At 67.5% G+C, this 23888-nt stretch carries 22 protein-coding genes and 1 pseudogene; 6 read left to right on the forward strand and 17 right to left on the reverse strand.

Annotation, left to right across the window (positions count from 1 at the left end; translation table 11 throughout):
• Positions 1–22: 22 nt before the first annotated feature.
• From prfH to DMX10_RS23300, 3 genes are all read right to left on the reverse strand, one after another.
• Positions 23–637, reverse strand: a complete 615-nt coding sequence (gene prfH / locus DMX10_RS23290; protein ID WP_111263335.1) for a peptide chain release factor H — start codon at positions 635–637, stop codon at positions 23–25.
• Complete coding sequence (locus DMX10_RS23295; RefSeq protein ID WP_111263313.1) at positions 637–1773, reverse strand: RNA ligase RtcB family protein; 1137 nt, start codon at positions 1771–1773, stop codon at positions 637–639. Before DMX10_RS23295 ends, prfH begins: the two co-directional genes overlap by 1 nt.
• A 228-nt stretch (positions 1774–2001) precedes the next feature.
• Positions 2002–2253: a hypothetical protein gene (locus tag DMX10_RS23300; protein WP_111263314.1), complete on the reverse strand. Its 252-nt coding sequence runs from the start codon at positions 2251–2253 to the stop codon at positions 2002–2004.
• A gap of 93 nt (positions 2254–2346) precedes the next feature.
• Here DMX10_RS23300 and DMX10_RS23305 point away from each other — a divergent pair, with 93 nt between their 5' ends.
• Complete coding sequence (locus DMX10_RS23305) at positions 2347–3120, forward strand: helix-turn-helix domain-containing protein (protein WP_111263315.1); 774 nt, start codon at positions 2347–2349, stop codon at positions 3118–3120.
• Positions 3121–3126: 6 nt separating this feature from the next.
• Here DMX10_RS23305 and DMX10_RS23310 read toward each other — a convergent pair whose 3' ends face one another.
• The 7 genes from DMX10_RS23310 to DMX10_RS23340 form a co-directional block, all read right to left on the reverse strand.
• Entirely contained in the window at positions 3127–4026 is a 900-nt protein-coding gene (locus DMX10_RS23310) for a peptidoglycan DD-metalloendopeptidase family protein (RefSeq protein WP_111263316.1), read from the reverse strand.
• Between the two features lie 101 nt (positions 4027–4127).
• Positions 4128–5030, reverse strand: coding sequence for a response regulator (locus DMX10_RS23315; protein WP_111263317.1), 903 nt, complete (start codon positions 5028–5030; stop codon positions 4128–4130).
• A gap of 298 nt (positions 5031–5328) precedes the next feature.
• Complete coding sequence (gene phoU / locus DMX10_RS23320; RefSeq protein ID WP_111263318.1) at positions 5329–6078, reverse strand: phosphate signaling complex protein PhoU; 750 nt, start codon at positions 6076–6078, stop codon at positions 5329–5331.
• Between the two features lie 118 nt (positions 6079–6196).
• The gene (gene pstB, locus DMX10_RS23325; protein ID WP_111263319.1) at positions 6197–7030 is read right to left on the reverse strand and encodes a phosphate ABC transporter ATP-binding protein PstB; all 834 of its coding nucleotides are present in this window, start codon (positions 7028–7030) and stop codon (positions 6197–6199) included.
• Positions 7031–7111: 81 nt separating this feature from the next.
• On the reverse strand, positions 7112–8728 hold the full coding sequence (pstA, locus tag DMX10_RS23330; protein ID WP_111263320.1) for a phosphate ABC transporter permease PstA: 1617 nt from the start codon (positions 8726–8728) through the stop codon (positions 7112–7114).
• Between the two features lie 67 nt (positions 8729–8795).
• Positions 8796–11084 (reverse strand): ABC transporter permease subunit, encoded by a 2289-nt coding sequence (locus tag DMX10_RS23335; protein WP_111263321.1) that lies wholly within the window; start codon positions 11082–11084, stop codon positions 8796–8798.
• 169 nt (positions 11085–11253) lie between these two features.
• Entirely contained in the window at positions 11254–12225 is a 972-nt protein-coding gene (locus tag DMX10_RS23340) for a phosphate ABC transporter substrate-binding protein PstS (protein WP_111263322.1), read from the reverse strand.
• Between the two features lie 155 nt (positions 12226–12380).
• Here DMX10_RS23340 and DMX10_RS23345 point away from each other — a divergent pair, with 155 nt between their 5' ends.
• Positions 12381–13688 (forward strand): sorbosone dehydrogenase family protein, encoded by a 1308-nt coding sequence (locus DMX10_RS23345; protein WP_111263323.1) that lies wholly within the window; start codon positions 12381–12383, stop codon positions 13686–13688.
• Between the two features lie 99 nt (positions 13689–13787).
• Here DMX10_RS23345 and DMX10_RS23350 read toward each other — a convergent pair whose 3' ends face one another.
• A complete protein-coding gene (locus DMX10_RS23350; protein WP_111263324.1) occupies positions 13788–15074 on the reverse strand; it encodes an MFS transporter in 1287 nt (428 codons plus the stop codon).
• Positions 15075–15363: 289 nt separating this feature from the next.
• On the opposite strand from DMX10_RS23350, the gene DMX10_RS23355 reads away from it, so the two are divergent.
• The gene (locus DMX10_RS23355; protein WP_111263325.1) at positions 15364–15771 is read left to right on the forward strand and encodes an acyl-CoA thioesterase; all 408 of its coding nucleotides are present in this window, start codon (positions 15364–15366) and stop codon (positions 15769–15771) included.
• 139 nt (positions 15772–15910) lie between these two features.
• Complete coding sequence (locus tag DMX10_RS23360; RefSeq protein ID WP_111263326.1) at positions 15911–16828, forward strand: D-hexose-6-phosphate mutarotase; 918 nt, start codon at positions 15911–15913, stop codon at positions 16826–16828.
• A 136-nt stretch (positions 16829–16964) separates the two neighbouring features.
• Here DMX10_RS23360 and DMX10_RS23365 read toward each other — a convergent pair whose 3' ends face one another.
• The 4 genes from DMX10_RS23365 to purE all read right to left on the reverse strand — a co-directional run bounded on the left by DMX10_RS23365 (position 16965) and on the right by purE (position 19558).
• Positions 16965–17510 carry a DUF3299 domain-containing protein gene (locus DMX10_RS23365; RefSeq protein ID WP_111263327.1) on the reverse strand — a complete coding sequence of 182 codons (546 nt, stop codon included), beginning with the start codon at positions 17508–17510 and terminating at the stop codon, positions 16965–16967.
• Between the two features lie 149 nt (positions 17511–17659).
• A complete protein-coding gene (locus DMX10_RS23370; protein ID WP_043243057.1) occupies positions 17660–17905 on the reverse strand; it encodes a GlsB/YeaQ/YmgE family stress response membrane protein in 246 nt (81 codons plus the stop codon).
• A gap of 75 nt (positions 17906–17980) precedes the next feature.
• Entirely contained in the window at positions 17981–19063 is a 1083-nt protein-coding gene (locus DMX10_RS23375) for a 5-(carboxyamino)imidazole ribonucleotide synthase (RefSeq protein WP_111263328.1), read from the reverse strand.
• A 3-nt stretch (positions 19064–19066) separates the two neighbouring features.
• Positions 19067–19558, reverse strand: a complete 492-nt coding sequence (purE, locus tag DMX10_RS23380; RefSeq protein WP_111263329.1) for a 5-(carboxyamino)imidazole ribonucleotide mutase — start codon at positions 19556–19558, stop codon at positions 19067–19069.
• A gap of 233 nt (positions 19559–19791) precedes the next feature.
• Here purE and adhP point away from each other — a divergent pair, with 233 nt between their 5' ends.
• The gene (adhP, locus tag DMX10_RS23385) at positions 19792–20814 is read left to right on the forward strand and encodes an alcohol dehydrogenase AdhP (RefSeq protein ID WP_111263330.1); all 1023 of its coding nucleotides are present in this window, start codon (positions 19792–19794) and stop codon (positions 20812–20814) included.
• A gap of 18 nt (positions 20815–20832) precedes the next feature.
• Here adhP and DMX10_RS23390 read toward each other — a convergent pair whose 3' ends face one another.
• Entirely contained in the window at positions 20833–21753 is a 921-nt protein-coding gene (locus tag DMX10_RS23390) for a LysR substrate-binding domain-containing protein (protein WP_111263331.1), read from the reverse strand.
• A 175-nt stretch (positions 21754–21928) separates the two neighbouring features.
• Here DMX10_RS23390 and DMX10_RS23395 point away from each other — a divergent pair, with 175 nt between their 5' ends.
• On the forward strand, positions 21929–23353 hold the full coding sequence (locus DMX10_RS23395) for an aspartate ammonia-lyase (protein ID WP_111263336.1): 1425 nt from the start codon (positions 21929–21931) through the stop codon (positions 23351–23353).
• Positions 23354–23780: 427 nt separating this feature from the next.
• Here the strand turns inward: DMX10_RS23395 and DMX10_RS23400 are convergent.
• A pseudogene (locus DMX10_RS23400) lies at positions 23781–23888 on the reverse strand (IS110 family transposase); the annotation flags it as partial.

Below are 23888 nucleotides of genomic sequence, written 5' to 3' on the forward strand. Positions count from 1 at the left end.
TTGTGGGTGGGTAGAAGCCGGCTCACACCGGTTCGAAGCGTTCGCCTCGAAAGCAGCGCACCGGGTTGCCCCGTTCCACCCGGTGGTGGAACAGGCGACGTTCCGCACGCAGGGCGCCGTCCGCCTCTTCGGCCCGCTGCGCCAGGCGCTGGCCGATGAGGAGGATGGCCAGGCGCTTGTTGGCGTGCTGGCTGCGCTCGCTCTGCACCTTGACGCTGATGCCGCTGGCCAGGTGGGTGGCGCGCACCGCCGAGTCGGTGGTGTTGACGTGTTGCCCGCCGGGGCCGGAGGCGCGCAGGGCTTCGAAGCGGATCTCGCCTTCCAGGCTGGCCGGTGGCGCGGCGAACCGCGCCCCGCCGAAGAACCAGTTCTTGCGCCCGTGGTTGGGCCGGTAGGGGCTGGGGCAGGTCCATTGCAGGGAGCCTTCCCAGCGCCCGGCCAGCGCGTCCGAATGCGCGCCTTCCAGGGCCAGGAGCACGGAAGCGAGCGTGCCGCGACGCGCACCCTCCTCCCGCTCCAGTACCTGGACGCGCACCTGCCGCTGCGTGGCTTCGTCCAGCAGCCGCTGCAGCGCCTTGGCCACCGCCAGGGCGCATTCGTCCGGCCCCTGGGCCGCCGAGAGTTGCAGGAGGATCATCAGCAGCACCCTCCGCGCGTCTTGTAGGTCAGCACCGGCTTGAGCCGCGCCAGCACCTGCACCAGCCCGGCATCGCGCAGGGCGCCGACCACCGAGTCGATGGCCTTGTAGGCTTCCGGCGCTTCCTCGTAGATCAGCGCGCGGTCGGCGCAGATCACCCGGCTGCCCAGGGCGGTGCGTTCCAGCTGCTCGACGCTGTAGCGCTTGGCGAGGCGGTCCTTGCACTCGCTGCGCATCCATTTGCGCCCGGCGCCGTGGGCCAGCGAGAGCAGGCTGCGCTCGTCGGCCACCGGTGCCACCAGGTAGCTGTAGTCGCCCCGGGAGCCGGGGATGACCATCACGCCCTGGTCCGCCGGCGTGGCGCCCTTGCGGTGCAGCCAGCCGTCGACGCCGCCGATGGTCGCGGCGGAGACGAGGTTGTGGTTCACGTCCAGCAGTTGCTCGCCGTCGGCGCGCAGGCGGTCCAGCATGCGTCGGGCGATCAGTTGCCGGTTGGCCTCGGCGAAGCGCAAAGCGCCGTCGTGGCGGGCCAGGTAGTGCTCGGCCTCCAGGCTACCGGCTTCCAGGCCGGCGTGGCTGAAGCGGTCCACCTGCTCACGCAGGATGGCTTCGCCCAGGCCGCGCGAGCCGCTGTGCACCAACAGGAGCAGGTGCTTGCGGTCGATGCCCAGGCCCGCCAGGGCCTCCTCGTCATAGGCTTCGTCGAGCTGCTGCAGCTCGGCGAAGTGGTTGCCGCCGCCGATGGTGCCCAGGGAGCGCTCGTGTCCGCAGGGCGGCAGGCCGAAGGCGGCGATCGCCTCCTGCCAGTTGTCGTCCAGCGGTGCGTCGAGGGAGCCCAGGCGCTTCTCCAGCTTGTCGAGGTGGAGCTTGGCGACGGGGATGTCGGTGCGCCAGAAGGCCATGCCGCAGCCGATGTCGTTGCCCACCAGCGCCGGGTAGAAGCGGCCGCTGGAGAAGAACGCGGCGCCCACCGGGTAGCCACGTCCCGGGTGCAGGTCCGGCATGCCGGCCACCCGTTGCATGCCCGGCAGGCGGGCGGTGGTTTCAAGTTGCTGGATCGCTTTTCCTTCGATCCAGGTGTCGTCCGCGGCGATCAGGGTGATGCCGTCGGCCAGATTGCGAATGCAAGTGCCCATGGTCCAATCCAAATGGGTTGAAACGAAAAATGCTTGGATTTGGCAGGTCTGGGTCGGGCAGTGCGGAACCGTCGCGAAGAAGGACGGAAGAAGCGTTTAAGCCAGGCGCGACCTGCAAAGGGTGATCAGTGTTTGCATGATGGACCTCCTTTTGCTGTCGGTTGAGGGGAGAAGAAGGCGCGGATCCTAGGCCGATCCGCGCCGCCGCGCAATCCCGTCGTGTCGAGGTCATGACTGCCCGCACAAAGCGCGCAGGGCCGGGTCGCGCACCTGCAGCAGCTCGAACAGCCCCAGCGCCTGGAGCGCCGGCAGGACCGCCAGCAGCTCGCGCTCGGCGGCGTGGCGCTGCTCCGCCGTTGCCGCCGGGTCGCACCAGCGCCGGGCGTTGATCAGGAAGGCGCCCACCGTGCCCTTGCGCACGCGGGTGCCGTTGAAGTCGCAGTGGTCGAGATGATCGGGGAGCAGGTCTTCGGCGCGCATGGGGATGTCCTCCTGTGGATGAGGGCTCATTCTGCGACCAGGCGACTTGGCTAAACTGCCTTATCCGTGCCGATCGATAACGTGAAAATGCCAATGTCACAGCCCCTGGTTTCACCCTCCCTAGCCCAGGCCGACGGGGGCCCGCTGCTGGTCGCGGTGTGGCAACACGGCCCCGGCGAGCGGCGGACCACCCTGCATTCCCACGCCCGTGGCCAGTTGCTCGGCGCCGGGCGCGGCCTGCTGTCGGTGGCGGCGGCCCACAGCCATTGGGTGGTGCCCGCCACCCACGCGGTGTGGGTGCCGCCCGGTTGTGAACACGCCCTGCGCTCCCACGGGCCCTTCGATGGCTGGAGCGTCTACGTCAGGCCCGAAGCCTGCCGGGGGCTGCCGCAGGCGCCACGGATCATCGCCACCTCGGGGCTGCTGCGCGAGGCGGTGCTGCGGGCCTCGAGTTGGGACGAAGGGCTGCTGGATGAGCGCAGGCTGCGCATCGCCGAGGTGATACTCGACGAGCTGCAGTCCTTGCCGGAGGAGCCCCTCGGCCTGCCGCTACCGGTGGACCCGAGGCTGTTGAGGGTCTGCCAGGCGCTGGCCGATGACCTGGCGGACAACCGCAGCCTGGCGGCCTGGGCGCTGTGGGCGGGGGTCTCATCGCGGACCCTGGCCCGGCGCTTCGTCGAGGAGACGGGCTTCGCCTTCGGCCAGTGGCGCCAGCGCGCCCGCCTGTTGCGGGCCCTGGAGCGCCTGGCGGCGGGCGATGCGGTGACGCGGGTGGCGCTGGAGACGGGCTATGAGAACGTCAGCGCCTTCATCGCCATGTTCCGCCGCCATTTCGGGGTGACACCGGGGTGCTACTTCGCGCGCTAGCCGGGGCTATTCGTCGCCGCCCACGGCGAAGTTGGGCAGGGTGTCCACCGGCTGGGCGAACTGGAAGGGGATGGATTCGAGCGCCAGGCCGACGTTGCGCTGGATGACGAAGTGCAGGTGCGGGCCGGTGCTGTTGCCGGTGTTGCCGGAGCGGCCGATCTGCTCGCCGATGGCGACGCGCTGGCCCTCCTGGACCCTGACCGAGCCGCGCATCAGGTGCAGGTAGACGCCCATGGTGCCGTCGTTGTGAAGGATGCGCACGAAGTTGCCGGAGGGGTTGTTGCCCCGCCCGCTCTGCTGGTTCTCGATCTTCACCACCATGCCGGGCCGCGCCGCGACGATGGGCGTGCCTTCGGGCATGGCCACGTCCTGGGCGTAGCGGCCCTTGGGGGTGAAGTGGCTGTACTGGCCGTTGGCGCCCTGGGTCAGGCGGAACGGGCCGCCCACCCAGGGCAGCGGGTAGCGATACAGCGAGGGCTGCTGCCTCGGGTCGCCCAGGGCGTAGCGCAGGCGCGGCTTGTAGCGCATGGCCTTGCTGGCGTCGGCCGGGGCCAGGGTGGCGAGGCGGATCTTGCTGCGCGGCGGCAGCACCCAGCGGATGGGCTTTTCCGGCGCGCCCACGGCGTTGCTGACGTTGCTCAGGCTCAGCTCCACTTCCACCGGCGCGTAGAGGTCGTTGCGCACCAGCAGGGTTTCGCCGGCATCGTGCTTCTGGGTCTCCAGCTTCACCGAGAGGTCCAGGCGCTCGACCATGCGATCACGGAAGACGAACACCTGCGCACCGGCGACGGCCTTGTCGGTGTAGGTCACCACGCCGTTGGCATCGGTGTACTTGTAGATGGTCAGCGCGCTCGCCGGCAGGGCTGCCGCCAGCGAACCGCAGATAAGGAGGATGCGCCCTAGCATGACTGCATGGATCTAGTGGTTATGGGTGTTCGAGCTGGCAAGCCTAGCAGCGCCGCCGGCACCGCGCGAGGCGCCGGCCGTCGGGCTGTGACGGGGTTGGCTCAGGCGCCGGGTACGAAGTGTTTCTGTGCCGAGCCACGGGCGATCAGGCGCGACAGGTAGTCGAGCTTCTGCGGATCGCGGTCGACGAAGCGGAAGGTCAGCTGCAGCCACTCGCTGTCGGGCTTGGGTTCGAGTGCCGAGACGGCGTGCAGGTAGCCATTGAGGCGCGCCACCTCGCCGCCCTCGCCCTGCTCCAGGTCGAGCACGGCGCTCTCCAGCACCTGGGGCAGCGGCTCGCCGCGCTTCACCACCAGGTGGGCATCCTTGAGGCTGATGGTCTTGATGACGCAGGACAGCACGCCACTGGGCAGGCGCAGCTGGGCTTGCCCACGGCCTCCCGGCGCCTGGCCGGCAGCCTTGGCCGAGGGGGTGGACGCAGCCGGCTTGGCGGCGGCCTTGGGCGCCGCGGCGGGCTTGACCACCTCGGCCTTGCCGCCGGTGAGGGCGGCGAGGGAGTCGTTGGCGAAGCCGCCGGAGCTGAGCATCTTCGGCGGTGCGCCGGCGGCCAGGGCCTCCATCTTGCCGGCGCGGGCCAGCTGCTTCTTCACCTTGGTCACCAGCTGGTCGTTGGAAAAGGGCTTGCCGATGTAGTCGGAAACCCCGGCCTGGATGGCCTGCACCACGTTCTCCTTGTCGCCGCGGCTGGTCACCATGACGAAGGGCGTGGTCTTCAGCGTGTCCTGGGCGCGGCACCAGGTGAGCAGCTCGAGGCCGGACATCTCCGGCATCTCCCAATCGCACAGGATCAGGTCGACGGGCGTGCGCGTCAGCATCTGCTGGGCCTTGCGCCCGTTGATCGCTTCTTCGATCTGGATGCCGGGGAAATGGTCGCGCAGCCCCTTCTTCACCAGGTCGCGAATGAAGGACGCATCGTCCACTACCAGCACTGTCACCTTGCTCATCGACCACTCCTCAGAGAACGGGCGTAAGCATAGCCTCGGCTGATAGCGCTTTGCCAAGCTGAATGCGACATCGCGCACCCTTTTGGGTGAAAGGTGGCGCCGGGGCCTTGGGCAGCAGGGGATTCGCGGGGCTCGCGGGATGTCGCCCGCGGATGAAAAGCATCGCGAATGAATTCGCTCCCACACAGGCGAGCGCTTGGCGAGCAGAGCTCGCTCCTACGGTGGGAGGCAGAGAAAGGGGTGGAGCCACAAACGAAAACGCCCGGCATGGCCGGGCGTCGTCCTGAAGCGGGGCGGATCAGTTGGCGGGGGTGTCGCCGGCCTTGTTGGCGGTGCCCTTCACTTCTTCCTGCATGCGCGCCAGGCCCATGTGGCGCACGTCGGTGCCGCGCACCAGGTAGATCACCAGTTCGGCGATGTTGCGCGCGTGGTCGCCGATGCGCTCCAGGGAACGCAGGGCCCAGATGATGTTGAGCACGCGGCTGATGGCACGCGGGTCTTCCATCATGTAGGTGACCAGCTCGCGCAGGGCGGTCTTGTACTCGCGGTCGATGGTCTTGTCGTACTGGGCGACCGACAGGGCCAGGTCGGCGTCGAAACGGGCGAAGGCGTCCAGCGACTCCTGCACCATGCGGCGCACCTGGTCACCGATGTGGCGGACCTCGACGTAGCCGCGCGGCGAGACGCCCTCTTCGCAGAGCTGGATGGCGCGGCGGGCGATCTTCGAGGCTTCGTCGCCGATGCGCTCCAGGTCGATCACCGACTTGGACACGCTGATGATCAGGCGCAGGTCGGAAGCCGCCGGCTGGCGACGGGCGAGGATGCGCACGCACTCCTCGTCGATGTTGCGCTCCATCTGGTTGATCTCGTCATCGATCTCGCGCACCTGCTGGGCCAGGCCCGAGTCGGCGTCGATCAGCGCGGTGACGGCGTCGTTGACCTGCTTCTCAACCAGGCCGCCCATGGCCAGGAGGTGGCTGCGCACTTCCTCCAGTTCGGCGTTGAACTGCTGGGAGATGTGATGCGTGAGGCTGTCTTTGTCGATCATGTTTTCGCTCCGCGAAAGCCGCAAGCTTCAAGCTGCAAGCTTCAAGTCGGTTGATTCGTGTCCCTGAGCTGACTTGCCGCTTGAAGCTTGCGGCTTGCAGCTGTCGCGTCCCACGCGACTAGCCATAACGACCGGTGATGTAGTCCTCGGTCTGCTTCTTGGCCGGGTTGGTGAACAGGGTATCGGTATCGCCGAATTCGATCAGCTTGCCCATGTACATGAACGCCGTGTAGTCGGAGACGCGCGCGGCCTGCTGCATGTTGTGGGTGACGATGACGATGGTGTACTTGCTCTTGAGCTCGTAGATCAGCTCTTCCACCTTGAGGGTGGAGATCGGGTCCAGCGCCGAGCAGGGTTCGTCGAGCAGCAGCACTTCGGGTTCGACCGCGATGGTGCGGGCGATGACCAGGCGCTGTTGCTGGCCGCCGGAGAGGCCGAGGGCGGATTCGTGCAGGCGGTCCTTGACCTCCTCCCACAACGCCGCGCCCTTGAGGGCCCACTCGACGGCTTCGTCGAGCACGCGCTTCTTGTTGATGCCCTGGATGCGCAGGCCGTAGACGACGTTCTCGTAGATGCTCTTGGGGAAGGGGTTGGGCTTCTGGAACACCATGCCGACGCGGCGGCGCAGCTCGGCCACTTCCTCGCCCTTGCGGTAGATGTTGTTGCCGTCGAGGCGGATCTCGCCCTCGACGCGGCAGCCGTCCACCAGGTCGTTCATGCGGTTGAAGCAGCGCAGCAGCGTGGACTTGCCGCAGCCGGACGGGCCGATGAAGGCGGTCACGCGCTGTTTCGGGATGTTCATCTGCACGTCGTACAGCGCCTGCTTCTCGCCGTAGAACAGGTTCAGGCCGGGCACTTCGAGGGCAACGGTTTCCTCGGCCAGGCTCAGGCTCTGCTTGCTGCGGCCGAGGGCGGAGATGTTGACGCCGTGGCTGTGGCTTTCGTGTTGCATGGTTTCACTCCGTTCGTAGCGCCAGGCTACAAGCTTAAGTTTTCAAGCGGAGCGGCGTGCTGCACGCCGCTCGGGGCTGACTCAGTTATCCAGCGCCTTGTACTTCTCGCGCAGGTGGTTGCGGATGGCCACGGCCGAGAGGTTCAGCAGCGCGATCACCAGCACCAGCAACAGCGCGGTGGCGTACACCAGCGGGCGGGCGGCCTCGACGTTGGGGCTCTGGAAGCCGACGTCGTAGATGTGGAAGCCCAGGTGCATGATCTTCTGGTCCAGGTGCAGGTACGGGTAGTTGCCGTCCACCGGCAGGCTCGGGGCCAGCTTCACCACGCCCACCAGCATCAGCGGCGCCACTTCGCCGGCGGCGCGGGCCACGGCGAGGATCAGGCCGGTCATCATGGCCGGGCTGGCCATCGGCAGGACGATCTTCCACAGGGTCTCGGCCTTGGTCGCGCCGAGGGCCAGGGAGCCTTCGCGCACCGCACGGGGGATGCGCGCCAGGCCTTCCTCGGTGGCGACGATCACCACCGGCACCGCGAGGATCGCCAGGGTCAGCGAGGCCCACAGCAGGCCCGGGGTGCCGAAGGTCGGCGCCGGGGCGGCCTCGGGGAAGAACAGGCGGTCGATGGAGCCGCCCAGCACATAGACGAAGAAGCCCAGGCCGAACACGCCGTAGACGATGGCCGGGACACCGGCCAGGTTGTTCACGGCGATGCGGATGATGCGGGTCAGCAGGCCCTGCTTGGCGTATTCGCGCAGGTAGATGGCCGCCACCACGCCGAAGGGGGTGACGATCACGGCCATGATCAGGGTCATCATCACGGTGCCGAAGATGGCCGGGAAGATGCCGCCCTCGGTGTTGGCCTCACGCGGGTCGTCGGCGAGGAATTCCCACAGCTTGGCGAAGTAGAAGCCGAGCTTCTGGAACAGGCCCATCGAGTTGGGCTGGTAGGCGTGCACCACCTTGCCCAGGGAGATCTCCTGCTCCTGGCCACCGGCCTCGCGGACCACCACGCTGTCGCGGTTGAAGGCTTCGTGCAGGCCGCCCAGTTGCGCTTCGAGGCCCTTGTAGCGGGCCTCCAGCTCGGCACGCGCGGCGGCCAGGTCGGCCTGCGCGGCGGCGTCCAGCTTGCCGTCCAGCTCCAGCTTGCGGCCGTCCAGGCGCAGGCGCTCGAGGCCGTGGTTGATGGCACCGATGTCCTTCTTCTCCAGCTTGTAGAGCTGGGCGTAGAGGTCGTCGACGCGCTTCAGGCGCTTCTGCAGCTCGGCCATGGCGGCCTCGCCTTCGGCGACGACCTGGCCGTTTTCCTTCACGCTCACCAGGCGACCGTAGAAGTTGCCCCACTCGCGGCGCTCCATGGCGACCAGCTCGGCGGGTTTCTTCTGGTCCTGCAGCCATTCGCCCACCACCCAGGTGAAGTCGCTGCCGTAGACTTCGCGGTTGCCCACCTTGACCAGCTCGCGGGTCATGAACTCGGGGCCCTCCTCGGGCACCGGCAGGCCGGCGCCCTTGAGGCGCGCGCGGGATACTTCCTCGATCTGCACCGCTTCGCCGATCAGCGCCTTGGGCGCCTGGCCCGGGACGCTGTACTGGGCTTCGATCAGGTCGGCCGGCCAGAAGTGGCCGAGGCCACGCACGGCGATCACCGAGAGCAGGCCGATGGTCATGATGACGGCGATGGAAACCGCGCCACCGCTCATCCACACACCTGGCGCGCCGCTTTTGAACCAGTATTTGAGGGAAACCTGTTTCACGGAATTCTCCACCTTAAAGCGAGGCGTATTTCTTGCGCAGGCGCTGACGGATCAGCTCTGCCAGGGTGTTCATGACGAAGGTGAACATCAGCAGCACCAGGGCCGCGAGGAACAGCACGCGGTAATGCGAGCCGCCCACCTCGGATTCCGGCATCTCCACCGCGACGTTGGCCGCCAGGGTGCGCATGCCTTCGAAGATGTTCACTTCCATCACCGGGGTGTTGCCGGTGGCCATCAGCACGATCATGGTCTCGCCCACCGCACGGCCAAGGCCGATCATCAGCGCGGAGAAGATGCCCGGGCTGGCGGTGAGGATGACCACGCGGGTCAGCGTCTGCCAGGGCGTGGCACCCAGGGCCAGGGAGCCGTAGGTGAGGCTGCGCGGCACGCTGAAGATGGCGTCCTCGGCGATGGAGAAGATGTTCGGGATCACCGCGAAGCCCATGGCCAGGCCGACGATCAGGGCGTTGCGCTGGTCGTAGGTGATGCCCAGGTCATTGCTGATCCACAGGCGCATGTCGCCCCCGAAGAACCAGGCTTCCAGCAGCGGGCTCATGCCCAGGGCGAACCAGCCCACCAGCAGCACCACGGGGATCAGGATCGCCGCTTCGAAACCGTCCGGCACGCGCAGGCGGATCGACTCGGGCAGGCGGCTCCAGAGGAAGCCGGCGAGCAGGATGCCGATCGGCGTGAGCAGCAGCAGGCTGAAGATGCCCGGCAGGTGCCCCTCGACGTAGGGCGCCAGGAACAGGCCGGCGAAGAAGCCGAGGATCACCGTCGGCAGCGCTTCCATCAGCTCGATCACCGGCTTGACCTTGCGGCGCATGCTCGGCGCCATGAAGTAGGCGGTGTAGATGGCGGCGGCGATGGCCAGCGGGGCGGCCAGCAGCATGGCGTAGAAGGCGGCCTTGAGGGTGCCGAAGGTCAGCGGCGCCAGGCTCAGCTTGGGCTCGAAGTCGGTGTTGGCGGCGGTGGATTGCCAGACGTACTTGGGTGCGTCGTAGCTTTCGTACCAGACCTTGCCCCACAGCGCGCTCCAGGAGACTTCCGGGTGCGGGTTGCGCAGGCTGAAGGGCAGCAGCTGGCCGCCCTCCTCGATCACCACGCGATTGGCGCGCGGCGAGAAGGCCATCAGGCCGGCACCGTCGGTGACCTGTTCGATCAGCAGGGTGCGCTCGGCGGTGCTGTGGAAGACGCCGAGCTTGCCGCTGGCATCCAGGGCGAGGAAGCCCTTGCGACGCTCCTCGGGGGCGATCTGCACCACCGGCGCCTGGCCCAGCTGGAAGCTGCGGATGTGGGTCAGGCGGGCTTCGCCGTCGGCGCCACGGACCATGAACCACTGGCTCACGTCGCCCTTGGAGTCACCGATCATCAGGGAGATGCCACCCAGCAGCAGGTTGCTGGAGGACACTTCGCGATCACCTTCCTCGAACAGTTTGTAGCGACCGTTGAGGCTCTTGTCGTGCAGGCTGAAGACGTCCACCTGGGCACGGCCATTGACCACGTACAGCCACTGCTGGCGCGGGTCGACGTAGATGGCCTTGATCGGCTCGGTCATCTGCGGCAGGTCGATGGCGTTCTGCTCGACGCTGGTCTCGCCGGTGAGCATGTTTTCTTCGCTGACCAGCTCCTGCACGTGCAGCTGGTTGCCGGTGGAACCGGCCAGCAGCAGGGTCTCGTCGTTGTGGTTGACCGCCACGTGTTCCAGCGCGCCGCCGTCCTGGTTCAGCACCAGGGGCTTGTCGCCGTAGGGGAAGTCGATCTGCGGGGTGATCACCCGCTTGTTGTCCGGGTAGGTCACCGCGTAGCTGTGCTTGAACAGCAACACCTGGCCATTGGAGAGGCCCAGGGCCACCAGCGGGCTGCCGGGCTGGTCCTGGCCGATGGACACCACGCTCGCGCCGGCGGGCAGCGGCAGCGGGGTGCGCTTGAGCTCGGCGCCGTCCTTGGTGGCGAAGAACACCGCCTCGCCCTTGTCGGAAATGCGCATGCCGACCTGGTTCTGCTCCTCGATGGTCAGCAGCAGCGGCTTGCCGGCGTCCTGCTGGAGCCACGCGGGGCTCTGCACCTTCTTCGCGGTCAGCTCGGCGCCCTGGAACAGGGGCAGCACCACGTAGGCGAGGTAGAAGAAGATCAGGGTGATGGCCGCGAGAACGGCCAGGCCGCCCACCAGTACGTACCAGCGGGTCAGGTTGTCTTTCAGCGCACGGATGCGACGCTTGCGCTGCAGCGCCGGCGTGTTGAAGTCGATGCGCTCGGGGGGATTCGTCGAGGTCATGGGGGAACTGGCCAGATCATTCATGGGCACACCCTAAAGCCTTCGTATGACAGAAAGATTACAGCGAGGTGACGCAACGAGGCCCACCCTGGGCATGGTGCCGGGGGCGGGCCTCCATGGCGGGGGTCTCCCGCCATCGTCGCGTCCTTGCGGGGCGGCCTGCGAAGCGGCCGCCCCCTTCATCTGTCCTGGATTACAGGCCCAGATCCTTCAGTGCTTTTTCAGCGACCTTGGCCGGCAGCGGGATGTAGCCATCCTTCACCACGACCTGCTGGCCTTGTTGCGACAGCACCAGCTTCACGAACTCGGCTTCCAGCGGGGCCAGAGGCTTGTTCGGGGCCTTGTTGACGTAGACGTAGAGGAAGCGGGACAGCGGGTAGCTGCCGTTCAGGGCGTTCTGCTCGTTGTCTTCGACGAACTCGCCGCCTTCCTTCTTGGCCAGGGCGACGGTCTTCACGCTGGAAGTCTTGTAGCCGATGCCCGAGTAGCCGATGCCGTTGAGGGACTGGCTGATGGACTGGACGACGGAAGCCGAACCCGGCTGCTCGTTGACGTTGGCCTTGAAGTCGCCTTTGCACAGGGCTTCTTCCTTGAAGTAGCCGTAGGTGCCGGATACCGAGTTGCGGCCGAACAGCTGGATCGGCTTCTCGGCCAGGTCGCCGGTCACGCCCAGCTCGCCCCAGGTCTTGATGTTGCTCTTGCCACCGCACAGGCGGTTGGCGGAGAAGATGGCGTCGACCTGCTGCATGGTCAGGCCTTTGATGGGGTTGTCCTTGTGCACGAAGATCGCCAGGGCGTCGACGGCGACCGGGACGGCGGTCGGCTTGTAGCCGTACTTCTGTTCGAAGGCCTGCAGCTCGACGTCCTTCATCTTGCGGCTCATCGGGCCCAGGTTGGCGGTGCCTTCGGTCAGAGCCGGCGGCGCGGTGGAGGAACCGGCGGCCTGGATCTGGATGTTCACGTTCGGGTATTCACGCTTGTAGGCTTCGGCCCACAGGGTCATCAGGTTGGCCAGGGTGTCCGAACCGACGCTGGAGAGGTTGCCGGATACGCCAGTGGTCTTGGTGTAGGACGGGATGGACGGGTCGACAGCGGCAACCGCGCTGGCGGTCGCTACGCCGGCGGCGACGAAAGTCAGGGCCGCCATCAAACGCTTCAGTTTCATGCCTTGCTCCTAGCAAAGGATCGGGTTGGATGAATCGGTGGCCAGTATCTGCAGGCCGTATGAACACTCTATGAACCGAATATGACAATTGGATGAATGGCCATCATGACGGTCCAAACCTGCTTGAATGAGCCCGCACCCCCAGGAGAACGACCATGCACCCCCTACGACTGATGCCCCTGGCGGCCCTCCTCGCCGCCTGCACGGCCTGCGGCGACAAGGCCACCCTCGAGGTCAGCGACGGCACCGGCGCCAACCCCCGGCTGCCGCCGCCGAACAAGACCCTGCTGCCCACGGTGAACGTGGCCCCGGCCAAGGGCTGGCCCGAAGGCGGCCTGCCGACCGCCACTGCCGGCACGCAGGTGAAGGCCTTTGCCGAGGGCCTGGACCACCCGCGCTGGCTCTACCTGCTGCCCAATGGCGATGTGCTGGTGGCCGAGAGCAACGCCCCGGCATCCGATGGCGGCTTCAGCCTCAAGGGCTGGATCGCCGGCAAGGTCATGGAGAAGGCCGGCGCCCGCACCCCCAGCGCCGACCGCATCACCCTGCTGCGCGACAACGACGGCGACGGCGTGGCCGACCTGAAGACGCCCTTCCTGGAAAACCTCCACTCCCCCTTCGGCATGGCCCTGGTGGGCGGGGACTTCTACATCGCCAACGCCGACGCCCTGGTGCGCGTGCCCTACCAGGAAGGCCAGACGCGCATCGAGGCCACGCCGCAGAAGGTCACCGACCTGCCGGCGGGCATCAACCACCACTGGACCAAGAACGTCATCGCCAGCCGCGACGGCAGCAAGCTGTACGTCACCGTCGGCTCCAACAGCAACGTCGGCGAGAACGGCCTGGAGATGGAAGAAGGCCGCGCGGCGATCTGGGAAGTGGACCGCGCCAGCGGCACCAAGCGCCTGTTCGCCAGCGGCCTGCGCAACCCCAACGGCCTGGCCTGGGAGCCCGAGACCGGCACGCTGTGGACGGCGGTGAACGAACGCGACGAGATCGGCAGCGACCTGGTGCCCGACTACATCACCTCGGTCAAGGACGGCGGCTTCTACGGCTGGCCCTGGAGCTACTACGGCCAGCACGTCGACGAGCGCGTGCAGCCGGCCAACCCGGAGAAGGTCGCCAAGGCCCTGGTGCCCGACTACGCCCTGGGCCCGCACACCGCCTCCCTCGGCATCGCCTTCGGCCGTGGCAGCGCCTTGCCGGACTTCCAGGACGGCCTGTTCGTCGGCCAGCACGGCTCGTGGAACCGCAAGCCGCACAGCGGCTACAAGGTGATCTTCGTGCCCTTCAAGGACGGCAAGCCCAATGGCGAGCCGGTGGACGTGCTCACCGGCTTCCTCGATGCCGACGGCAACGCCCAGGGCCGCCCGGTGGATGTGATGCTCGACGCCCAGGGCGCCCTGCTGGTGACCGACGACGTGGGCAACAAGGTCTGGCGGGTGACCTCGACCGTCAAGTGAGGCCCGGTGTGCAGCCCCGTTCCCCGGCCACGGCACCGTAGGATGGGTAGAGCTCCGCGAACCCCATCACCGCGGAGCTCCCCACTGTGATGGAGCCGATCAGCGCTTCTTGCCGATCAGGTACAGACCAATGACCATCGCCAGCCCGCACAGCGCCGCCACGTAGTAGGCCGGCCCCAGCGGGTCCCACTTCATCAGCAGGGAGACGATCATCGGCGTCAGCCCACCGAAGATGGCGTAGGCCAGGTTGTAGGAGAACGACAGGCCGGAGAAGCGCACTACCGGCGGGAAGGCCTTGACCATCACATAGGGCACCGCGCCGATGGTGCCGACGAACAGCCCGGTCAGCGCGTAGAGCGGGAACAGCCAGTCCGGGTGCGCCTTGAGGCTGGTGTAGAAGGTCCAGGAACTGGCCGCCAGCAACAGCCCGCCCACCAGGAAGGTACGGCCCGCGCCGAAGCGATCGGCGATGGCGCCGGAGGCGATGCAGCCGACCGTCAGGCAGACGATCGCCAGGCTGTTGGCCTTGAGCGCGGTGGCGGCCGCGAAGCCGTACACGGTCTGCAGCACGGTGGGGGTCATGAGGATGACGACCACGATGCCCGCCGACAGCACCCAGGTCAGCAGCATGCTGATGGCGATGGCGCCACGGTGCTCGCGCAGCACCGCCTTGAGCGGCACTTCCTCGGCCAGCGCCTTGCGCTGCTGCAGCTCGGCGAACACCGGGGTCTCGTGCAGCCAGCGGCGCAGGTACACGGAGAACAGGCCGAACACCCCGCCCACCAGGAAGGGGATGCGCCAGGCCCAGTCCTGCACCTCGGCCGGGGTATAGATGCTGTTGATCAGGGTCGCCATCAGCGAGCCCAGCAGGATGCCGAAGGTCAGCCCCGACGTCAGGGTGCCGCAGGCGTAGCCGATATTCCGCTCCGGCACGTGCTCGGCGACGAACACCCAGGCACCGGGCACCTCGCCACCGATGGCGGCGCCCTGGATCACCCGCAGCAACAGCAGGGCAAGGGGCGCCCAGATGCCGATCTGCGCGTAGGTGGGCAGCAGGCCCATGATCAGCGTCGGCACCGCCATGAGGAAGATGCTCAGGGTGAACATGCGCTTGCGCCCCAGCAGGTCGCCGAAGTGCGCCATGACGATGCCGCCCAGGGGCCGCGCCAGGTAACCGGCCGCGAAGATGCCGAAGGTCTGCAACTGGCGCAGCCACTCGGGCATCTCGGCGGGGAAGAACAGCTTGCCGACCACCGCCGCGAAGAACACGAAGATGATGAAATCGTAGAACTCGAGGGCACCGCCCAGGGCGGACAGGGAGAGGGTCTTGTAGTCGCTGCGGGTCAACGGCCGCGCGGGGGCCTCGGAGGCGGTAACGGTGGACATGGAAGGTCTCTTGTCAGTGCAGGCAGGGCATGCCCCGCCGCTGCGTTGGCGGCGGGCCGGTCCGCAAAATAGCAAAAAGCCGCCGGGCGCACACAATCTCTGACGTATGGGTGGTCAAAAGCGGAACCCGGCGGTCGTCGCCCGTCGCGGCGAGCTATATACTGCGCGCTGTTGCGCGCGGGCGACATGCAGTGGGTCGGCGGGCGCAGGGGGAACTTTGCAGGGCACCTTGCCCTTCCCCGTCCATTGAAGCCATCCAGAGCAGCACAGGGGCAGAGGCACCCCAGGCATGATCGAGATCGAAGAAGAAGAAAACCTGACTCCCCAGGGCGACCTGGCCTTGCAGATCACCGCGCTGCCGCGCGAAACCAACGGTTTCGGCGACATCTACGGCGGCTGGCTGGTCTCGCAGATGGACCTCGCCGGCACCGCCATGGCCAGCAAGGTCGCCGGCGGCCGCGTCGCCACCGTCGCCATCGACCGCATGGCGTTCCTCGTCCCGGTGGCCGTGGGCGCCCAGCTCTCCTTCTATACCCAGGCACTGGAGATCGGCCGCAGCTCGATCCAGATGCTGGTCGAGGTCTGGAGCGACGACCCGCTCTCCAGTGAATGGCGCAAGGTCACCGAAGCGGTGTTCGTCTTCGTCGCCATCGACGGCAGCGGTCGCACCCGCCCCGTTCCGCCGCGCCGCGGCTGAGCCGCCACGAGGGGCGCCGCAGCCGCGAACGCCCCTTCTTCCTGATATTGCTCACGCATTCGCCGGTTTCGGGGGAACCCCGCCGGCCCGCCCCTGCCCAATGCAGACGGCAAGCAGCCACAGGCCCAGGAGCCCCCGGATGAACAGCGAAAGCAAGGTTCCGCAGATCGAGCGGATCGAGATGGACGAACTGGCGTGCTGGCGCCTGCGCACCGCCGATGCGGAGCTGCTGGTGGCCCAGCAGGGCGCCCAGGTGCTGAGCTACCAGCGCAACGGCGAAGAGCCACTGATCTGGCTCAGCGAGCAGGCGGCGTTCAAGCGCGGCCAGTCGGTGCGCGGTGGCGTGCCGGTGTGCTGGCCCTGGTTCGGCGACCTGCGGCGCAACCCCCTGGACGTGCAGGCGCACTACCCGGCGGACGGCGAGGCCCCGGCCCACGGCGGCGTGCGCAGCCTCGACTGGGAACTGGAAAGCGTCGAGGCCCTGGAGGGCGCGGCGCGCCTGGTGCTGTCCTGGGACAGCCGCCGCACGCCCCTGCCCGGCTGGAACGGCGACGCCGAGCTGCGCCTGGAGATCCGCCTCGACCAGCGCCTGCACCTGAGGCTGGAAACCCGCAACCGCGGCACCGCGCCCCTGGCCCTGACCCAGGCGCTGCACAGCTACTTCGCCGTCGGCGATATCCACCAGGTGCATGTGGAAGGCCTGGACGGCTGCGACTACATCGAGACCCTGGAAGGCTGGGAGCGCCGCATCCAGCAAGGCGATGTCGGCTTCACCGGCGAGACCGACCGCATCTACCTGGGCACCCCGGCGCGTCTGGCCATCCGTGACCAGGCCTGGCAGCGCCGGGTGCTGATCGAAGCCAGCGACTCCGCCTCGGCGGTGGTGTGGAACCCCTGGATCGACAAGGCCGCCCGCCTCTCCCAGTTCGCCGACGACGCCTGGCAGCGCATGCTCTGCATCGAAACCGCCCGTGTACTGGACGACGCCCTGCTGCTGCAACCCGGCGCCAGCCATGGCATGGCCGTCAGCCTGTGGAGCGAAGCGCTTGGCGACTAAAGTCGCCCCTACCCAGGCTCGGACATGACCGTTGTGTAGGGTGGAGGTCGCTTTTTACCTCCACCAGGCGGAGCCGAACGCGGCACATTTGATGCCTCGACCCGGTAGTGGCGGGGCGCGCCACCCGAACGCCGCCTCACTGGATATCCTCGTCCTGCACGACCCTCACCTCGCCCGCATCCAGCGCATAGGCGGCGTCGGCCAGGTCGTTGCTGACCGACTCCACCTTGAGCGTGCCGGTGACCCAGAGCGGGGTGTAGATATCGTCGAGGGCGACGCCCTTGGGGTAGCGCACCAGCACGATCTGGTTCGGCGGCGGCGGCGGAACGTGGATGCAGGCGCCCGGGTAGGGCACCAGGAAGAACAGCGTGCCGCGCCCCTTGGCGTCGGTCTCCAGGGGCACCGGATAGCCACCGATGCGGATCTTCCTGCCATTGAGCCTGGCCACGGTCTTCGCCGAATACATCACCGCCGGCAGGTCCTTGTCCTGCTGCTTGAGGCCACCCTTGTTGCCGAAGGTGCCATCCGCCTCCGGGGTGTCGTGGCTGATCTCGGGCATCTCCTCCAGGGCCTTGCGGTCCTCGGGTGGCATCAGCTCGAGCCAGTCGGTTTCCGGCAGCTCCAGCCGGGCATGGGCCAGGGTGCTGCACAGCAGCAGGGAGAGAAGCAGGGCGCGGCGCATCGTGCAGGACTCAGGTAGAGAAACAGGCGCCAAGACTAACAGCCCGTTGAAAAACTGACTGCATTGCCGCTACGGCCGTTTTCGCCTTGCATCGCCTGCCTCGTCCACGTTTTTCAACGGAGTCCTCGCCGGGCCCGTTCCCAGCTCCCTCAGCTCTTCTTGATGGCGCCGTAGATCACCAGAAGGATGACGGCACCGACCACGGCACCGATGAAGCCGGCACCCTCGCCGGCGTGATAGATGCCCAGGGCCTGGCCCCCATAAGTGGCGGCGACGGAACCGCCGATCCCCAGGAGGATGGTCCAGATCCAGCCCATGCTGTCGTCGCCGGGTTTGAGGAAGCGCGCGACCAGACCGACGATCAGGCCGATGAAGATGGTTCCGATGAGCCCCATGGCATTTACTCCTGAATGAAAAAAGGGCGTGTCCGTGGACACGCCCTTTTTCAGACTGGAAGCAGCGACCGGGGTTCAGCCGGCGATCAGCGCCTCGACCTCGGCGATGCGCGCCTTCAGGGTCGCCAGGTCGGCGCTGCGCAGGGTGGCGTGGCCGACCTTGCGCCCGGCCTTGAAGGCCTTGCCGTAGTGGTGCAGGTGGCAGTCGCCGACGGCGATCACCTTCTCCACCGGCGGCACGTCGCCGATGAAGTTGAGCATGGCGCTCTCGCCCACCTTGGCGGTGGAACCCAACGGCAGGCCGGCGACGGCGCGCAGGTGGTTCTCGAACTGGCTGCACTCGGCGCCTTCGATGGTCCAGTGGCCGGAGTTGTGCACGCGCGGGGCGATCTCGTTGGCCTTCAGGCCGCCGTCCACCTCGAAGAATTCGAAGGCCAGCACGCCGACGTAGTCCAGCTCGCGCAGCACGCGGCCGACGTAGTCCTCGGCCAGGGCCTGCAGCGGGTGGTCGGTGCTGGCGATGGACAGGCGCAGGATGCCGTTCTCGTGGGTGTTGTGCACCAGCGGGTAGAAGCGCGTCTCGCCGTCGCGGGCGCGCACCGCCACCAGGGACACTTCGCCGGTGAAGGGCACGAAGCCTTCGAGGATGCAGGGCACGCTGCCCAGCTCGGCGAAGGCACCGGCCACGTCCGCCGGGCTGCGCAGGACCTTCTGGCCCTTGCCGTCGTAGCCCAGGGTGCGGGTCTTCATCACCGCCGGCAGGCCGATGGCGGCCACGGCGGCGTCCAGGTCCGCCTGGGACTGGATGTCGGCGAACGCGGGCGTGGGGATGCCCAGGTCCTTGAACATCGACTTCTCGAACCAGCGGTCACGGGCGATGCGCAGGGCATTGGCCGAGGGATAGACCGGCACGAACTGGGAGAGGAAGGCCACGGTCTCGGCCGGCACGCTCTCGAACTCGAAGGTCACCAGGTCCACTTCGTCCGCCAGCTGGCGCAGGTGGTCCTGGTCGCCGTAGTCAGCGCGGATGTGCTCGCCGAGCGCCTGGGCGCAGGCGTCGGGGGCCGGGTCGAGGAAGGCGAAGTCCATGCCCAGCGGGGTGCCCGCCAGGGCCATCATGCGGCCGAGCTGGCCGCCACCGATCACGCCGATCTTCATCTGTCAGGCCTCACGCGGGTCCGGGTTGTCGAGCACCGAGCGGGTCTGCTCGTCGCGGAAGGCCTTCAGCGCCGCGTGGTACTGCGGGTGCTGGTGGCCGAGGATGCTGGCGGCCAGCAGGGCGGCGTTGACCGCGCCGGCCTTGCCGATGGCCAGGGTGGCGACCGGGATGCCCGCCGGCATCTGCACGATGGAGAGCAGCGAGTCGACCCCCGAGAGCATGGACGACTGCACCGGCACGCCGAGCACCGGCAGGTGGGTCTTGGCCGCGCACATGCCCGGCAGGTGGGCGGCGCCGCCGGCACCGGCGATGATCACCTGGATGCCACGGGCCTCGGCTTCATCGGCGTACTGGAACAGCAGGTCCGGGGTGCGGTGGGCGGAGACCACCTTCACTTCATAGGGGATGCCCAGCTTGTCCAGCATCTCGGCGGTGTGGCTGAGGGTGCTCCAATCGGACTTGGAGCCCATGATCACGCCTACCAGTGCGCTCATCGTCGTGCCTCATCAAGGGTCGAAAAACCAACAAGCCACGCATAGTGCGTGGCTTGTCTGCGATGTGGGCCGGCGTGCGCTGCCGGCCGAAGGCCGCGCAGTATAACGCAAAGCCCGCCCTTGCCTACCGTCCGTCCAGCGGCTCGCCAAGGCGCCCGGAAATTGCCCTGGAGCAAGGGGCAGCCCGGCCTGCGGGTGCACACTCCAGGCTCCGTTTCCAGGAGGTGCATGCCATGAGCCAGACCATGAAAGCCGCCGTCGTCCACGCCTTCGGCGAACCGCTGCGTATCGAAGAGGTGAAAGTGCCACTGCCCGGCCCCGGCCAGATCCTCGTGAAGATCGAGGCATCGGGCGTCTGCCACACCGACCTGCACGCCGCCGAGGGCGACTGGCCGGTGAAACCCGCCCTGCCCTTCATTCCCGGGCACGAGGGCGTCGGCTACGTCGCGGCGGTGGGCGCCGGGGTCACCCGCGTCAAGGAAGGCGACCGCGTCGGCGTGCCCTGGCTGTACACCGCCTGCGGCTGCTGCGAACACTGCCTGACCGGCTGGGAAACCCTCTGCGAGGGGCAGCAGAACACCGGCTACTCGGTGAACGGCGGCTACGCCGAATACGTGCTGGCCGACCCGAACTACGTCGGGCTGCTGCCGAAGAACGTCGGCTTCGCCGAGATCGCGCCGATCCTCTGCGCGGGCGTCACTGTCTATAAAGGCCTCAAGGTGACCGGCGCGCGCCCCGGCCAGTGGGTGGCCATCTCCGGCATCGGCGGCCTCGGTCACGTGGCCGTGCAGTACGCCCGCGCCATGGGCCTGCACGTGGCGGCCATCGACGTCGACGACACCAAGCTGGAGCTGGCCCGCAAGCTCGGCGCCAGCCTCACGGTCAATGCCCGTAACGAGAACCCCGCCGAGGTGATCCAGCGCGACATCGGCGGCGCCCACGGCGTGCTGGTCACCGCCGTGTCCAACAGCGCCTTCGGCCAGGCCATCGGCATGGCCCGTCGCGGCGGCACCGTGGCGCTGGTGGGCCTGCCGCCGGGCGACTTCCCCACACCGATCTTCGACGTGGTGCTCAAGGCCATCAGCATCACCGGCTCCATCGTCGGCACCCGTGCCGACCTGCAGGAGGCGCTGGACTTCGCCGGCGAAGGCCTGGTGCATTCCACCTTCAGCACCGACCGCCTGGACAACATCAACGCCATCCTCGACCGCATGCGCGCCGGCCAGATCGAAGGCCGCGTCGTCCTGCAGATGTGACCGCCCCGCGGCCCCGGCTCAGGCCGGGGTCGCGCCCTCGCTGCCCGCCCCGCCTTCCAGCTTGCGCCACAGCAGGCGGATCGACGCCTTGCGCACCAGGGCGCAGCGGTACAGGCGGATCTCCAGCGGGATATGCCACTGGCTGCCCCCGCACACCACCAGCTCCCCGCGCGCCAGCTCGGCCTGGGCACTCAGGCGCGGCACCCAGGCCACGCCCATGCCCTGCAAGGCCATGCTCTTCAGGCTGTCGGCCATGGCCGTCTCGTAGACGGTGGTGGAACGCAGCGCACGCTGGCGCAGCAGCAGGTTCACCGAGCGCCCGAGGAAGGCCCCCGCGGTGTAGGCCAGCAACGGCACGCTCTGCCCGTTCTCCAGGCTGTAGAGCGGCTCGCCATGGGCATCCACGGCGCTCACCGGCAGCATCTCGGTGCTGCCCAGGTGCATGGAGGGGAAGATCTCCGGGTCCATCTGCAGGGAGGCATCCGGATCGTAGAAGGCCAGGATCAGGTCGCAACTGCCCTCGCGCAGGGAATGCACGGCATCGCCGACGTTGGTGGCGATCAGGCGGCTGGCGATGTTCAGGCCCTCGCCCCGCAGCCGCGCGATCCACTGCGGGAAGAAGCCCAGCGCCAGGGAGTGGGCCGCGGCGAACTGCAGCACCTCGCCCTGCTGGCCTTCCAGGTGGTGCAGGTGGCGCACCACCTCGCCCATCTGCTCGACCATGCTGCGCGCCGTGACCAGGAACAGCTGGCCCGACTCGGTCAGTTCGATGGGCGTGCGCGAGCGGTTCACCAGGGTCAGCCCCAGGGCCGACTCCAGACTGCGGATGCGCCGGCTGAAAGCCGGCTGGGTGACGAAGCGCTTCTCCGCCGCCTGGGAAAAGCTGCGGGTGGCGGCCAGGGCGACGAAGTCCTCCAGCCATTTGGTTTCCAGGTTCATCTCGATCCCCTTGCCCGATTTTGGTGCACACGCTTCCCGAACGAAGCGGGTCACGGCCGCATTATGCCGTTTATGCATGACCCAGCGGATAACAGCATTGGTCGACGAACGGCTGGAGGCTTAGTCTATTGGGCATCGCGGCACTGGCCGTGTCCTTCCCGAGATGTATTACATCATGTCCTCCGCTGCATCCTTCCGCGTCGAAAAAGACCTGCTCGGCACCCTCGAAGTCCCCGCCGATGCCTACTACGGCATCCAGACCCTGCGCGCCGTGCAGAACTTCCGTCTCTCCGGTGTGCCCCTGTCGCACTACCCGAAGCTGGTGATCGCCCTGGCGATGGTCAAGCAGGCCGCCGCCGATGCCAACAAGCAGCTCGGCCACCTCGATGCCGATAAGCACGCCGCCATCAGCGAGGCCTGCGCCCGCCTGATCCGTGGCGACTTCCACGACCAGTTCGTGGTGGACATGATCCAGGGCGGTGCCGGCACCTCCACCAACATGAACGCCAACGAGGTCATCGCCAACATCGGCCTCGAGGCGATGGGCAAGCAGAAGGGCGAGTACAAGTACCTGCACCCGAACAACGACGTGAACATGGCGCAGTCCACCAACGACGCCTACCCGACCGCCATCCGCCTGGGCCTGCTGCTCGGCCACGACGCGCTGCTGGCCAGCCTCGACAGCCTGATCCAGGCCATCGCCGCCAAGGGCGTCGAGTTCTCGCACATCCTCAAGATGGGCCGTACCCAGCTGCAGGACGCCGTGCCCATGACCCTGGGCCAGGAATTCCACGCCTTCGCCACCACCCTGGGCGAAGACCTCGGCCGCCTGCGCAGCCTGGCGCCGGAACTGCTCACCGAAGTGAACCTGGGCGGCACCGCCATCGGCACCGGCATCAACGCCGACCCGGGCTACCAGCACCTGGCCGTCGAGCGCCTCGCCGCCATCAGCGGCCAGCCGCTGAAACCCGCCGCCGACCTGATCGAGGCCACCTCGGACATGGGTGCCTTCGTGCTCTTCTCCGGCATGCTCAAGCGCACCGCGGTCAAGCTGTCGAAGATCTGCAACGACCTGCGCCTGCTCTCCAGCGGCCCGCGCACCGGCATCAACGAGATCAACCTGCCGGCCCGTCAGCCGGGCAGCTCGATCATGCCCGGCAAGGTCAACCCGGTGATTCCGGAGGCGGTCAACCAGGTCGCCTTCGAAGTGATCGGCAACGACCTCGCCCTGACCCTGGCGGCCGAGGGCGGCCAGCTGCAGCTGAACGTGATGGAGCCGCTGATCGCCTACAAGATCTTCGACTCGATCCGCCTGCTGCAACGCGCCATGGACATGCTGCGCGAGCACTGCATCGTCGGCATCACCGCCAACGAAGCCCACTGCCGCGCGCTGATGGAGAACTCCATCGGCCTGATCACCGCGCTGAACCCCTACATCGGCTACGAGAACTCCACCCGCATCGCCAAGGAAGCGCTGGTCAGCGGCCGCGGCGTGCTGGAACTGGTCCGCGAGGAGAAGCTGCTGGACGAGTCCATGCTCGCCGACATCCTCCGCCCGGAAAACATGATCGCCCCGCGCCTGGTGCCCCTGAAGGCCTGACGCGACACCCGACTCACCAGGAGGGGCCCAGCCCCTTCATCCTTCAAGGATGGCGCCCGCCATCCTTTTTTTTGCCTGTGGAAAAGGGGTTATCCACAAGCCCTTTACCGGCACGGAGCCTCCCGGGACGTAGGGCGGATAACGCTCTTCTTATCCACCGAGCGGAGCCGATCCCAACCCCTCTGCTCACCCCGTGGGAGCGAATTCATTCGCGATGGAGCCGCAGCCACCTGGGACTATCCAGCGGGCTGCAAGCCTTTCGCGGCTGAAGCCGCTCCCACGACAAGCACCGCAAGCGCCGGTGAATCGGAGCCAACCTCAACGCCGAAACGGTGGACCGATGGAGCGGGGTCCACCCTACATTGATCGACGATCGGCGCACCGTGCCCGCACGGACCCTCCCGCTGGGTAGATACCGTCTTGATTCCTAGTGAGCAAGGGCCAGTTTTGCGTCAAATGGCTGGCCCGATTTCAAGACGCCATAGGCGATGTTCAGCAGCTTGCGCATCGCTGCGCAGACGATCTGCTTGCCAGT

Source organism: Pseudomonas sp. 57B-090624 (assembly GCF_003234055.1).
GTDB classification, from domain to species: Bacteria; Pseudomonadota; Gammaproteobacteria; order Pseudomonadales; family Pseudomonadaceae; genus Metapseudomonas; species Metapseudomonas tohonis.